The organism is Psychromonas arctica DSM 14288, from assembly GCF_000482725.1.
Taxonomy (GTDB): Bacteria; Pseudomonadota; Gammaproteobacteria; order Enterobacterales; family Psychromonadaceae; genus Psychromonas; species Psychromonas arctica.
Map to the genome: position 1 here is coordinate 1 of NZ_AXWP01000027.1, position 13,806 is coordinate 13,806.

Here is a 13,806-nt window from a genome sequence, read left to right on the forward strand (position 1 = left end):
TGGGTAACTTGCGCTACATCCCGTGTCTGTGGGGTCGCATTATAGGGATTGAGATCACATTGGCAAGTGTTTTATTACGATTAATTTTCGTTTGCTTAAATATCAAACAAAGTGCTATTTTCTTTCATTTATATGCTATTTTTATTTTTGTGTAATTTATTCTATTTTGATTAGTACCTTTGTTCAGGATTTAGGTAACATACGCGCCTTTTCTGCTATTAAGTTTTGTTTTGTTACAAATGATGAGTGAGTTTTTATGACATTTTCGTTAGGCCAGCGTTGGATTAGTGACGCTGAATCAGAGTTAGGTTTAGGTACTATTGTTGCAATAGAGGGACGTATGTTGACATTGCTATTTGCAGCGTCTGGTGAACAACGTCTTTATTCGATTCAAGAAGCACCGGTAACTCGTGTCCGCTTCAATATCGGGGATGAAGTATTGAGTCATGCCGATTGGAGTTTATTAGTAACGGATATTGAAGAAAACGATAATATTATTACTTATATTGGTACTCGTGTTGATACTGGTGAAGAAACGAAGTTAAAAGAAACCTTCCTTAATAACTTTATTAAATTCAATAAACCTCAAGATAAGCTATTTGCAGGACAAATTGATAAGTTCGATCGTTTTATTCTTCGTTACAAATCATTATTAAATCAACATCAACAACAACGCTCTCACTTACGTGGCTTACTAGGACCTCGTGTAGACTTAATCCCTCACCAGTTTTATATCGCAGAAGAAGTTGGTCAACGCCATGCCCCACGTATTTTATTAGCCGACGAAGTTGGGTTAGGTAAAACGATTGAAGCAGGATTAATCATTCACCAGCAGTTAATTACTGGTCGCGCTAAGCGCGTATTGATTGTATTGCCTGAAAACTTACAACATCAATGGCTAGTAGAAATGCTGCGCCGTTTTAATCTGCATTTTAGTATTTTTGATGAAACTCGCTGTGAAGAAGCTTATTTAGATGCCGTTAACCCGTTTGATACTGAACAATTAGTGCTGTGTAGTATTGATTTAATTCGTAAACAAAAACATTTAAAGAATGCTTTACTCGCCACTTGGGATTTATTGATTGTTGATGAAGCTCATCACCTTATTTGGGATAAAGAGAAACCCAGCCCTCAATATAAAGCCATTGAACAATTAGCCAATGCAATTCCCGGCGTTTTACTCTTAACAGCTACACCCGATCAATTAGGGCATGAAAGTCACTTTGCTCGTTTGCGCTTATTAGATCCTAATCGCTTCTATGATTATCAAACATTTGTTAAAGAAGAAGCAGGATATAAGCCTGTTGTAGATGCGGTTAATCAATTGTTAGAGGGTAAGTTTCTTAGTAATGAAGCAAAGAATAGTATTACTGAATTATTATCCGAACAAGATGTTGAACCTTTACTAAATGTGATCACAGATATTACAATTGATGAAGATGAACAACAGGCTGCACAACAAGAATTAATCCGTAGTTTATTAGATAGACACGGCACTGGTCGCTTATTATTCAGAAATACACGATCCGCAATTAAAGGTTTTCCAAAGCGTTTGCTTAAGTCTGTTGCATTACCCTTACCAGACCAATATAAAACGGCCATGAAAGTATCAAAAATGATGCCTGTGGGAAGTATTGCAGAACAAGCTTTTACCGCGTTATATCCAGAGCAGATCTATCAAGCTTTTGAAGCCTCTACAGATAATTCATGGTGTGCTTTTGACCCTCGTATTAGTTGGTTAATCGACCTTATTCAGCAGAATAAAAATGAAAAAATCTTAATCATTGCCGCGCAAGCACAAACAGCGTTAGCCATTGAAGAAGCATTACGCACCAGAGAAGCCATTAAAGCTGCGGTATTCCACGAAGGTTTATCATTGATTGAACGCGATAAGTCTGCAGCTTACTTTGCACAAGTAGAAGATGGCGCGCAAGTGATGGTGTGTTCTGAAATTGGTTCAGAAGGACGTAACTTCCAGTTTGCTCACCATTTAGTATTATTTGATCTGCCTATTAACCCTGATTTATTAGAACAACGTATTGGCCGTTTAGACAGAATTGGGCAGCGTTGTGATATACAGATTTACACACCGTACTTAAAAGAGACTTCTCAAGCCTTTTTACAACAGTGGTACGAGCAAGGTTTATCTGCCTTTACGCAAACGACCCCAACAGGCCATACTGTTTATGAAGCCGTAAAAGATGAATTAATTAACTTACTCGCGACGGGTGATAACAGCGACAATCAATTAGAGCAATTGATTCAACGTACTGCTAAGTTGAACGCCGAGTTAAAAATGAATTTAGAACAAGGTCGAGATAAGTTATTAGAAATTAATTCAAGTGGTGTCTTACAAAAGAGTGACTTGTTAGATGATATTACTGAAATAGATCAGCTACCTCACTTTACAGGCTTTGCATTACAAATGTTCGATGTTTTAGGTGTGCAACAGGAAGACAGTAGTGAACATTGTTTGATCTTAAAACCTACGGATCATATGTTGGCATCTGATTACCCAGGGTTACCTGAAGATGGTGTTACGGTTACTTTTAACCGCCAAACAGCGTTAAGTCGTGATGACGTTTCGTATTTAACTTGGGAACACCCTATCATCAGTAACGGAATGGATATGGTATTGAGTTCAGATACCGGCACAACTTCTGTCGCAATATTAAAGAATAATTCTTTACCGGCTGCTTCTACTTTCTTGGAGCTTATTTATGTCGTTGAAGCATTAAATACTGAAAATGCACAATTAAGTCGCTTCTTACCTACTACGCCTATTCGTTTACTGTTAGATAAAAATGCGAAGAATTTGGGTGAAAATGTTACGTTTGATAGCTTTAATCGTCAGCTAACCCCTATTAACCGTCATATTAGTCGTAAAGTTGCTACTGCATCTCAGGCATTAATAGACCAATTGATTAAGCAGTCTTTACCAACTGCGCAAGCGTTAATGTCTGATGTAATTGATGAAGCGAAGCAAACAATGCAACGCACGTTGCAACAAGAAAGATCGCGTTTGTTGGCGTTAAAAGCGGTAAACCCGAACATCCGTGAAGAAGAAATTCAACATTCACGCGATCAGCAAACAAGTTTTGAGCAAATTTTAGATAACACACAACTCAAACTTGATGCAGTACGTTTCATCGTTTCAACTCACTCGTAACTTATTCGGCTATTAAGCCTAGAGCTTAGTAGCCGGTTACCTTTATTACCGATAGTAGAGATTCAATGCCAAATTTTGTATATAACCCGCCGATGCACCCCTACTTAGATATCATTCACCAAGATCAAGATATTGTAGTCCTCAATAAACCTTCAGGATTATTAAGCGTACCTGGTCGGGACACATGGCATAAAGACAGCTTAGCTCTACGAATATTAAGGGTTTGGCCAAATGCTTGTGTTGTTCATCGCTTAGATATGGCCACTTCAGGGATTATTATTTTAGCACTTAAAAAATCCGCACAAAGCCATATGGGCCGTCAATTCCAACAAAAAGTCATTGATAAAACTTACTTCGCTAACGTAGAAGGCATCATTGAAAAAGAATCAGGTCTGATTGATTTACCCTTACGTTGTGACTGGGAGAATAGACCTCGTCAAATTGTAGACTTTGAACAAGGTAAAAATTCACAAACCGAATGGCAAGTGGTCAAGCGAGGAGATCAGACAACGTTAGTTAAACTTACCCCATTAACAGGTCGAACCCATCAATTGCGCGTGCACATGCAACAACTCGGTCACCCAATTATTGGCGATGAGTTTTACGCGAGTGAATGGGGCAAAAGATTATCACCACAACGTCTTGCTTTGCATGCCGCGAGTATCACTTTGACCCACCCATCAACAGAAGAACGTATCACTTTTGAATGCCCGCCTCCTTTTATGTGAACAGAAGATAAACAAGAGAAAATCAAAACCATGATGTTTTATTAACACCCTGTTAACAAAAAGCACTGCTTATGATTAATGGTTATATTAAGTAACCTTAATGTTGCATAAAAACCGTCTAAAACCGCTTAAAATGGTAGCCTAAGTCACATTTTTTCACTAAGCTTTAGTTTGGTAAAATTTATTGTGAACAACAATCCACAAACCATACAAAAACTAGCACATAGTCAGGCTTTTGTATGTCAGTGGTAAATATAAATAAAAGGTAACGATGATCCACATCTAATCCTCTTTTTAAACAACACATAAAATACACTTTTTATAACTCAATATAACAATAAGCGATCATGGAATTACTATGCAGATAGGTATACCTAGAGAGATCCAAGAAAATGAAAACCGCGTAGCCGCAACACCTAATACTGTTGAGCTATTGATTAAACAAGGTTTCACTTTTCTGGTAGAAAAAAACGCGGGAACAGCGGCTAGCTTTTCTGATTTAACTTACCAAAATGCAGGCGCAGAAATCAGCGATGAAGCAGCAACGGTTTGGCAATCAGATATCATTTTTAAAGTGAATGCACCGACCCAAGCAGAAATTAAGCTAATCAAAGAAGGCGCTACATTAGTTAGCTTTATTTGGCCAGCTCAAAACCCTGAACTGTTAAAGCAATTAGAAGCTAAAAAAATCAGCGTTATTGCAATGGACAGTGTACCTCGTACTTCTCGTGCACAAGCATTAGATGCCTTAAGTTCAATGGCAAATATCGCTGGTTATCGTGCAGTTATCGAAGCCGCTAATCAATTTGGTCGTTTCTTTACAGGGCAAATCACTGCCGCAGGTAAAGTGCCACCAGCAAAAGTACTGATTGTTGGCGCTGGTGTCGCAGGTCTTGCTGCTTTAGGTGCAGCTGGTAGCTTAGGTGCGATTGTTCGTGCATTTGATACTCGCCCTGAAGTAAAAGAGCAAATCGAAAGTATGGGTGCGGAGTTTCTTGAAGTAAATTATACAGAAGAAGAAACTGAAGTTAGCGCAACAGGTTATGCTAAAACCATGAGTGAAGGCTATCAAAAAGCACAAGCTGAAATGATGGCAGAACAAGCGAAAGATGTTGATATCATTATTACAACAGCGCTTATCCCTGGTAAACCTGCTCCTAAAATCATCACTGAAGCAATGATTAAATCAATGAAATCAGGCAGTGTGATTGTCGATTTAGCGGCGGCAGCTGGCGGTAATGCCGCACTCACAGTTAAAGATGAAGTCTTTGAAACTGAAAACGGCGTTAAAATCATTGGTTACACAGACTTACCAAGTCGTTTACCGACTCAATCAAGTCAACTATATGCAACCAACTTAGTTAATTTAATGAAACTGCTTTGTAAAAACAAAGATGGTCAAATTGATATTGATTTTGAAGATGAAGTTATCCGTGGTGCAACGGTTGTTAAAGAAGGTGAAATTTCTTGGCCACCACCAGCGATCAATGTCAGTGCAGCTCCCGCAGCTAAAGCGGAAGTAAAAGAAGACGTTGTTGTTGAAGAAAAAGCACCCAATAAATGGATAAAACCGGCTGTAGCCGTTGTAGCAGCTGGATTATTTGGTTGGTTAGCAAGTGTTGCTCCTGCTGATTTCTTAGCACACTTCACTGTATTTATGCTGGCATGTATTGTTGGTTACGGCGTTGTTTGGAATGTTGCACATTCTCTTCATACACCGTTAATGAGTGTAACAAACGCTATAAGTGGCATCATCATTATCGGCGCATTACTACAAGTCGGTAGTGACAATAATGTTGTTACAGTTCTATCAACGATTGCAATTTTAATTGCAACCATCAACATCGTGGGCGGATTTACCGTTACACACCGCATGTTGAAAATGTTCCAGAAGGATAAATAATCATGTCTCAAGGATTAATTACTGCTGCTTATGTTATTGCAGCCATCCTATTTATCGCCAGCCTTAACGGTTTAAGTAGCCAAGAGAGCGCACGAAAAGGTAACTTATTCGGTATTATCGGTATGATCATTGCGGTTATCGCAACGATTGCTAGCTCTCAAGTCTCTGGGTTAGGTTACATTACGATCGCAATGGCAGTCGGTGCGGGTGTTGGTGTACGTTTGGCATTAAAAGTTGAAATGACTTCCATGCCAGAACTGATTGCTATTCTTCACAGTTTTGTAGGTTTAGCAGCAACATTTATCGGCTTTAACTCTTATTTAGATCATGCTGTTTTAGCTTCTGCAGCTCAAACAATTCACGATGTTGAAGTGTTCTTAGGTATCTTTATTGGTGCTGTAACATTCACAGGGTCTATTGTTGCTTATGGTAAATTGAGCGGAAAAATCAACAGTTCTGCATTAGCGCTACCAGGTAAAAACTGGATCAACATTGCCGCTGTAACTTCTGCAGCATTCCTATTAGTGGCTTTCGTCAGTGGTGATTTAGGCTTAACTGCATTAATCATTATGACCATCATTGCATTAGCCTTTGGTTGGCACTTAGTTGCTTCTATTGGTGGCGCAGATATGCCAGTAGTAGTTTCAATGCTTAACTCTTACTCTGGTTGGGCTGCAGCAGCAACGGGTTTCATGCTAGCAAACGACTTACTAATCATCACTGGTGCATTAGTAGGTTCAAGTGGTGCGATTCTGTCTTACATTATGTGTAAAGCAATGAATCGTTCTTTCGTAAGTGTAATCTTAGGTGGTTTTGGTACAGAAACATTCGACCAAGGTGACCAAGAATACGGTGAGCATCATGAAACAACCGCACAAGAAGTTGCAGCGTCATTAAATGCAGCAAAAAACATCATCATTGTACCAGGATACGGTATGGCGGTTGCACAGGCACAATACCCAGTGGCAGAAATTACTAAGCGCTTACGTGCTAAAGGTAAAAATGTACGTTTTGGTATTCACCCTGTTGCGGGTCGTCTACCTGGCCACATGAACGTGCTACTTGCTGAATCAAAAGTACCTTACGACATCGTATTAGAGATGGATGAAATCAATGAAGATTTCCCTGATACAGATGTTGTATTAGTTATTGGTGCAAATGATACGGTTAACCCGGCAGCAAACGAACCAGGTACACCGATTTCAGGTATGCCAGTATTAAGTGTTTGGGAAGCTGAGAAGGTAGTTGTGTTTAAACGTTCGATGGGAGCTGGTTACGCTGGCGTACAAAATCCACTGTTCTTTAAAGATAACTCAGAAATGTTATTAGGTGATGCAAAAGCATCTGTAGACGCGATTTTAGCTAGCCTATAATTAGCAAGCTTATAAATGCTTAAATAAGTAATAACATTTGCGCTAAAAGCCGAATCAATTGATTCGGCTTTTTTATTTGTTTGTTTTGTTTACTAAGAATAACTTGTTACAGATTAAGCTGATCTATGACTCGCTAAAGTTGGATAGCAGTACTGTGCTTTACCGTACGTGATGCGACCGATGTATCAAACTTCCTAATATTCAAATCGTCATGTAATGCGCGGTCAACAAATGTTTCATAAGCTTGAATATCCTGTACACAAACAATCACTACAAAATCATATGATCCTGATATTTGGTAACACTGCATGATTTCATTCGATTGGATCATTGAGTATTTAAATTTCTCATAAATACCTGCTCTATCTCGTTCCATCTCAATAGAAACAATCAAGGTCATTTTTTTTCTGCTAACTGCGCATCAATGATTGAGACATCACAGATAATAACCCCACCGCAAACGCTTAGCACGCTTTAAACAAGCGGCGCTGGTAACCCGACTTTATCTGCGAATTCAATGTTAGGTAGACGGTTATTTTTTGTGGCGGCATTCATATTACATGGTCAATTCTATCAATATTCATTATTTTACCTTCGCTTTATAACTGAACCTTATAACTTGACCTTAATACCGGCATTTTATTTTAATTACATTATTTCTTTCTAGGCTCATTATTAATGACAATATTTCCTTAAAGCGAACAAAAAAAATATTAAAAAGCTAGATCACAACATTTAAAATTAAACTTCAACCTTCTTATGTATCATATGTGCGTTACCGATCGAGACGCTTTATTCAGCAAGTTGAATGGTAAAGGGTATATAAGCTTATTAAATTTAAACATAAACACAATAAAGGTCAGTATCATGCAATCCATTAAACATTTTTTCATTGCCCTAGGCAGAGACATTTTTAATGTTACATTTACTCTGTTTAAAGTCATGATCCCGATCTTAATTGCAATCAAAATTATTGAAGAATTCGGCGGTATTATTCTATTAAGCCAGTTACTTGGTCCTTTGATGCAGACCGTAGGCTTGCCAGATGCAATGAGCTTAGTTTGGGCAACAACAATACTCACCAACATCTATGGCGGTTTAATTGTATTAATCAGCATCGACAATACTCTAACCGTTGCTCAAGCATCAATATTAGGCAGCATGATGTTACTTGCACACTCTTTACCAATTGAAGCGACTATAGCTAAAAAAGCAGGAGTGAGCTTATGGGTCACGTTAGTTTTTCGCATTGGCGGCAGTCTATTGTTAGCATGGATATTACACCAAACGTATCAGCTAACGGATAGCCTTAACCAACCGGCGCAAATGCTTTGGTCCCCTGAAGTGAATGTGGAGAGTGGTTATCTTGACTGGGCAATCAACCAGCTACAAAATTTAGTGATGGTTTTCTTAGTTATCTCAACCTTGCTATTCACGTTAAAAATGTTGAAAATATTAGGCATAGAAAAGTTAATGGCGATCATCTTAAAGCCTTTTTTAAGGTTGTTAGGGATCAGCCAAGAAGCAACTAATATTACTATTATTGGTGCTACCTTAGGGCTTTCCTTTGGCGGCGGATTGTTAATAAATGAAGCACAAAAAGGACATGTTGCAGCTCGTGATGTTTTTACATCGATCATGCTATTAAATTTATTACACAGTTTAATTGAAGATACGTTATTGATTTTATTAATAGGGGCAGATTTTAATACCATTTTCTGGGGAAGGTTACTGTTTTCGTTTATTGTCATTGCCACATTAGCAGCCATCATCAGAAAACTATCACCAGTATTTTGTGAGCGTTATTTATATCGCAGTGTTGCATCAAATCAGATGCCATCAGCAACCTAGCCAATAAAAAAACAAACGATAAAAGCCAATCGAATAATGTTAAAAGGTTCAATGCTAAAAGACAAGTTGAGCCATAAAACCAATAATGTAAAAAAACAGGTTTTATAATGCTTACCTTAAAGTACTTAAAGTGAAACCATTTAAAGCAATACTAAAGGTGGCGTCTAATCACCTCTAGTGGGTCAATGACCCTTCTAATGGAGACCAGCAGTAAAGTTGATCTTCATTGCGTACATCAATATGAACCCAGTTCATGTCAACGCCATGTTGTAGTGGGCCACACTCTACAAACTTAATATCTGCAAACTGTGCTTGGTGTTCAATGATCTATTTTCTGACGACTTGAGCGGAGACCTGCTTAAACTTCATATCCACTGCACGGCCATATTTATGCTGTGAGCGACTAGCTAAATACTTAGCCGTCGTCCCATAAAAATATTCATCTCTAATTCCACTATATTTAAACTTCCCTCCCCATGACCAATCATTGATCACGCAGGAACCAAGCTGCTCTCTCAAGCTATCAATTAAACGTAGCAACCTATCATTAAATAAAGTCCAACAACGTTGCCCCACTCTGAATACATTTGTGGAGTAACCAACTCTTTAATATCAAAATGCTTACATTTATAACTCATCAGCTATACCTCTTAATTATTCAGAGAAGCTTCGATTTCAGCACAGCATAAAACTATTGAGGTATATAAAAATTAACCAAAACATCATTCCCCCTGTATTAAAAATGTAGGAAGAGTAAAACTAAGTTGTAGCGTTAAGTGTAAAAGATATACATAAGAATAAATTATAAAGTGACTGCTTAGATAACGAGGTAAATGGGTAAGTAGATAGGTAAATGGGTAAGTAGATAAGTAAATGGAAAATACAGAGAGGGATAAATAAGCGAGCTAGTGATTAACTAGCTCGCAACACATTAAGTGCTATATTTTACTGTTTCGTACTATATTGTAATCAGCCGAACTCAATGATTATAGTGAGCAAGTTGGATGTTTTTTACTGCTTTTTTTTAATTTATTTAACTCATCACTTAAGTTATTAATACGTGTTTCATTTGATGGATGCGTCGATAAAAATTCCATTGGTTCACTGCCACCAGAGGCCACAGCCATATTCTTCCAAAGCTCAATACTTTGCTGAGCATCAAAACCTGCATCATTCATTAAATGTAAACCAACAATGTCAGCTTCAGATTCTTGGGCTCGACCATAGGGCATCGTAATACCGTATTGAACTCCTAATCCTAAAGCAGCCATGCCCATTTCAGCATACTCAGTACCAGCAATGGCAACTTGTGTTATTTGAGTGCCGTACCCAGTGATTTGGCTAGAAGATAAACGCTCATTAGAATGGTTTGCTTGAACATGGGCAATTTCATGTCCAATAACAGCCGCTAATTGATCCTGATTTTTTGCAACTTGTAATAATCCAGTATAAACACCAATTTTACCACCAGGCAAAGCAAACGCGTTCACTTGCTCGCTATCAAAAACAACCACTTCCCATTGGTCAAAATCAGGTTGTTTACCTAACGCATCGGTAATTTGCTTACTAACACATTGTACATAAGCATTTACTTTTGGATCTTTGTTAATTGTTTCTTGTGCTTTCATTTCGGTAAATGAATTAGCACCCAACTCTGCCATTTCAGCGCCATCAAACAATAAAACTTGATTACGTCCAGTAGGTGAAGACGTTACACATGCAGTTAATAAAACAGCTGAGCTTAATAGTGATAGTTTAAATATTGAATGCTTCATTTTGAGTCCATTTAAATAGAGGTAATAAAACTATTATCTCAGGCTAAAAGTAATAATGCGAGTGTATTTTATAGTGCCAAACACACCGCATTTGATCGGCATTACCGATAGTCTGACAAGCTAACCTGGTAGTCAGGGATTAGTGCCCCAATGTACCTACTCGCGCAACCTTTTAGCTATAACTCACTTGCTCTTGGTGCCAATGTTTATATTGTGGTAAAAACATAGTAATCAATAAAACTAAGCTACCAGCACCGATCATTACCGCATTTGCATAAGGTGCAGTCAGGTTTGTTTGTTGTAATAAGCCCGTTAATAAAGCGGCTCCACTCATTTGCATACAACCTAAGATAGCACTGGCAGTTCCCGCTCGTTCTCCAAAAGCACTCAACGCCATTGACGTTGCAGGCCCTAATAACAATGCGAAACCAATACATAAAAAAAGCATTGGGATCATAAAGTACAATCCACCTAATAAAGCCGTAGTTACAGGCAGTTGCTGAAACGCAACCTGTAAAACAGCAGATAAGACCATCACCCACAATGCAACAGTGACGGTTGTATGATTACCTAGTTTTTTAATCACTTTAGGCGCAAGAAAACACGCACTAATATTAACAATGGCGTTAAACCCAAATAAGTAACTAAAAGTCAGCTCATCCAAGCCCAAATGGTTAATGATCCAACTTGGCGCGTAAGATACATACGTTAAAATACTGGCCATTGCTATCATGCAAGTTAGCGCATAAAAAACAAAATGGCTATTCGCTAAAATAGGTTGATAACGCGCCCAACGATATAAAGCAGCACTATTATTACTATGTTCAGGACGAGTTTCAGGTAATTTAAAAGCCACTATCAATAACACAACGACCGCATATAAAGCCATAAAAATAAACGTTGAACGCCAGCCAAACTGTAATGCAAGTAAGCCACCTAAGGTAGGCGCTAATGCAGGTATGACACAAATAACACCATTTAAATAACTGTAATAGTGTGCACTTTGTTGTGCATTAAATCGGTCTCTCACTGCACTAAAAACAACAATCGAAGTTGCACAAGCAGCAACACCTTGTAATACGCGGGCTAATTGTAAATATTGAAAATCGACGACTAAAGCCGCTAACAAGCTACTTGCCATGTACGCACAAATACCAAACAAAGCAATAGGACGACGACCAAAGCGATCCGCTAAAGGACCAATTAAGATCTGCCCTATTCCCATCGCAAAGATAAACAGTACTAAAGTAGATTGCACCTGCGTATCCGACACAGAAAACTCTTGCGCCATTTGTGGCATCGAAGGTAAATAAATATCTATTGCCAGTGGGCTTAACACCACCATGAACATTAGAATAGGTAATAGCTTACGGGTCATCTCAATCTCTTTTATAAAAAATGGGCCAACTGGAAAATATCTAATAAGCTAACTTCGCCTTACTATGGCTAACGTAGCAGAATTAAAATATTAAAATCAATAATAGGTAATACGAATCGCAGTGTAAATCAGCTATGATATGAACAGAAATGATATTATTTCAGATCTTACATTCTCTATGGGAATATCTATGAATATTGATAAGTTAATGCGTATTGACCTAAATTTATTAGTTGTTTTACAAGTACTTTTAGAAGAAGAAAGTGTTACACGTGCAGCGGTTCGCTTGAACCTCAGTCAATCTGCATTAAGCAAAAGCCTCAATCGATTAAGGATTAGCTTGCAAGATCCTTTATTTAGCAGAACAGCACATGGCTTAAAACCGACAGCGCATGCATTACAACTACAACAAAAATTGCCTAGTTTGTTACAAAACTTATATCAGTTAACTCGAGCCCCTCGCTTTGATCCGTCCAGTAGCGACAGACACTTTTCAATCAGTATGCTGGAAAGTGCTTATGCAACATTGTTACCTTATTTTATTGGCCCATTATTAAAACAAGCAAGTCATGTACACCTGGATATTTTAAGTTGGATGGAAAACTCAATGCAGTCATTGCAACAAGGTAAAGTTGATTTTGGTATTACTGGAATAGACTTCTATGATGATCCGCGATTAAAAACGGAAATCCTACCCGATGGCATTGCGCATACTATCTTGTTTCACGATCAGCAAACTTGTTTAGTAAATGAAAATCATCCGGTGTTAGAGAGCATAAAAAAGGGACATTGGGATATTGATAGTTACCTTCAATATAATCATATACAGGTTTCTTGTGAAGGCAATAAATGGTGGGCAATCGATTACTTTTTAGAGAAACAAGGTAAACAACGCAATATTATTAGTACGTTACCTGACTTTTATGGTGGAGCGAGTGTTTGTGCTCACAGTGACTTAATCTTTACACTACCCTCAAGCTTTGTGCCGCATGCCCAAAAGTTATATCCACTTAAGCAAATCCCATTACCGTTTTCTTTTTCAGAAATGGCCTATGTATTGTTATGGCATCAACGTAATAGCGATGAACCCGGTCATAAATGGATCAGAGAAATGATTTGTAATAGTGTCGCGAATGCGATTGATAAGTAGCTATTGGAATGCATATCAGTATCAGATTAATAATGTCGCTTTAGCTTTAGCTTTATCGATAAAAAGTAAGCTTAATTTCAAGCTAAGGTTATCTCTAACAGAAATATATTAATCAACTATTTAAACAACTACATGACTACACTATTTTCACAGTGTGTATTATTTTGATCAATATCGAGTAGGGTGAGGCTTTTGCCTCATCCCTCTCACAGAACCGTACGTACGGGCCTCGTATACGGCTCCTGTATTCTTTTATTCCATCATCCGCTTTTCATAAACGCTGATGGAGCAAGCCAACCTGTATTTACATTCTCTATATTATACAAACCAAGCCCTTCAAACCAACTATTCGGCATCGCAAAACTTGATAAGGGGCTTCTCGAATTTCGCCACGAGTTCATTTTAATGAACTTAAAGGGTGGCTTATATTTCAGCTGCTTTAATCGTCGATGTAGCCGACTCGGCTTCTTCCACAAGTT

At 38.2% G+C, this 13,806-nt stretch carries 10 protein-coding genes; 6 read left to right on the forward strand and 4 right to left on the reverse strand.

Annotated features, from left to right (window positions below):
- Positions 1 to 256 precede the first annotated feature (256 nt).
- The 4 genes from rapA (at position 257) to pntB (ending at position 7,173) form a co-directional block, all read left to right on the forward strand.
- Positions 257 to 3,169 carry an RNA polymerase-associated protein RapA gene (rapA, locus tag H592_RS0104690; protein WP_028867756.1) on the forward strand — a complete coding sequence of 971 codons (2,913 nt, stop codon included), beginning with the start codon at positions 257 to 259 and terminating at the stop codon, positions 3,167 to 3,169.
- A 65-nt stretch (positions 3,170 to 3,234) separates the two neighbouring features.
- Complete coding sequence (locus tag H592_RS0104695) at positions 3,235 to 3,897, forward strand: RluA family pseudouridine synthase (protein ID WP_028867757.1); 663 nt, start codon at positions 3,235 to 3,237, stop codon at positions 3,895 to 3,897.
- A gap of 358 nt (positions 3,898 to 4,255) precedes the next feature.
- A complete protein-coding gene (locus tag H592_RS0104700; RefSeq protein WP_028867758.1) occupies positions 4,256 to 5,800 on the forward strand; it encodes a Re/Si-specific NAD(P)(+) transhydrogenase subunit alpha in 1,545 nt (514 codons plus the stop codon).
- Between the two features lie 2 nt (positions 5,801 to 5,802).
- Complete coding sequence (gene pntB / locus H592_RS0104705; RefSeq protein WP_028867759.1) at positions 5,803 to 7,173, forward strand: Re/Si-specific NAD(P)(+) transhydrogenase subunit beta; 1,371 nt, start codon at positions 5,803 to 5,805, stop codon at positions 7,171 to 7,173.
- 133 nt (positions 7,174 to 7,306) lie between these two features.
- Here pntB and H592_RS24355 read toward each other — a convergent pair whose 3' ends face one another.
- The gene (locus H592_RS24355; protein ID WP_211235618.1) at positions 7,307 to 7,573 is read right to left on the reverse strand and encodes an Lrp/AsnC ligand binding domain-containing protein; all 267 of its coding nucleotides are present in this window, start codon (positions 7,571 to 7,573) and stop codon (positions 7,307 to 7,309) included.
- A 467-nt stretch (positions 7,574 to 8,040) separates the two neighbouring features.
- Between H592_RS24355 and H592_RS0104715 the strand changes: the two genes are divergently transcribed.
- Positions 8,041 to 9,024 carry a hypothetical protein gene (locus H592_RS0104715; RefSeq protein ID WP_028867760.1) on the forward strand — a complete coding sequence of 328 codons (984 nt, stop codon included), beginning with the start codon at positions 8,041 to 8,043 and terminating at the stop codon, positions 9,022 to 9,024.
- Positions 9,025 to 9,351: 327 nt separating this feature from the next.
- Here H592_RS0104715 and H592_RS24360 read toward each other — a convergent pair whose 3' ends face one another.
- The 3 genes from H592_RS24360 to H592_RS0104730 all read right to left on the reverse strand — a co-directional run bounded on the left by H592_RS24360 (position 9,352) and on the right by H592_RS0104730 (position 12,177).
- Positions 9,352 to 9,600 carry a hypothetical protein gene (locus H592_RS24360; protein WP_211235619.1) on the reverse strand — a complete coding sequence of 83 codons (249 nt, stop codon included), beginning with the start codon at positions 9,598 to 9,600 and terminating at the stop codon, positions 9,352 to 9,354.
- Positions 9,601 to 10,010: 410 nt separating this feature from the next.
- Positions 10,011 to 10,799, reverse strand: a complete 789-nt coding sequence (locus H592_RS0104725; protein WP_028867761.1) for a M48 family metallopeptidase — start codon at positions 10,797 to 10,799, stop codon at positions 10,011 to 10,013.
- A gap of 172 nt (positions 10,800 to 10,971) precedes the next feature.
- Positions 10,972 to 12,177: a multidrug effflux MFS transporter gene (locus H592_RS0104730; protein WP_028867762.1), complete on the reverse strand. Its 1,206-nt coding sequence runs from the start codon at positions 12,175 to 12,177 to the stop codon at positions 10,972 to 10,974.
- A 190-nt stretch (positions 12,178 to 12,367) separates the two neighbouring features.
- Between H592_RS0104730 and H592_RS0104735 the strand changes: the two genes are divergently transcribed.
- Positions 12,368 to 13,327: a LysR family transcriptional regulator gene (locus H592_RS0104735; RefSeq protein WP_028867763.1), complete on the forward strand. Its 960-nt coding sequence runs from the start codon at positions 12,368 to 12,370 to the stop codon at positions 13,325 to 13,327.
- The last annotated feature ends 479 nt before the right edge of the window (positions 13,328 to 13,806 follow it).

Coding starts and splice junctions, on each gene's coding strand:
- H592_RS0104695 (WP_028867757.1), top strand. CDS start 3,235: ATGCCAAATTTTGTATATAACCCGCCGATGCACCCCTACTTAGATATC.
- H592_RS0104715 (WP_028867760.1), top strand. CDS start 8,041: ATGCAATCCATTAAACATTTTTTCATTGCCCTAGGCAGAGACATTTTT.
- H592_RS0104730 (WP_028867762.1), bottom strand. CDS start 12,177: ATGACCCGTAAGCTATTACCTATTCTAATGTTCATGGTGGTGTTAAGC.
- H592_RS24355 (WP_211235618.1), bottom strand. CDS start 7,573: ATGACCTTGATTGTTTCTATTGAGATGGAACGAGATAGAGCAGGTATT.
- H592_RS0104725 (WP_028867761.1), bottom strand. CDS start 10,799: ATGAAGCATTCAATATTTAAACTATCACTATTAAGCTCAGCTGTTTTA.
- H592_RS0104700 (WP_028867758.1), top strand. CDS start 4,256: ATGCAGATAGGTATACCTAGAGAGATCCAAGAAAATGAAAACCGCGTA.
- rapA (WP_028867756.1), top strand. CDS start 257: ATGACATTTTCGTTAGGCCAGCGTTGGATTAGTGACGCTGAATCAGAG.
- H592_RS0104735 (WP_028867763.1), top strand. CDS start 12,368: ATGAATATTGATAAGTTAATGCGTATTGACCTAAATTTATTAGTTGTT.
- pntB (WP_028867759.1), top strand. CDS start 5,803: ATGTCTCAAGGATTAATTACTGCTGCTTATGTTATTGCAGCCATCCTA.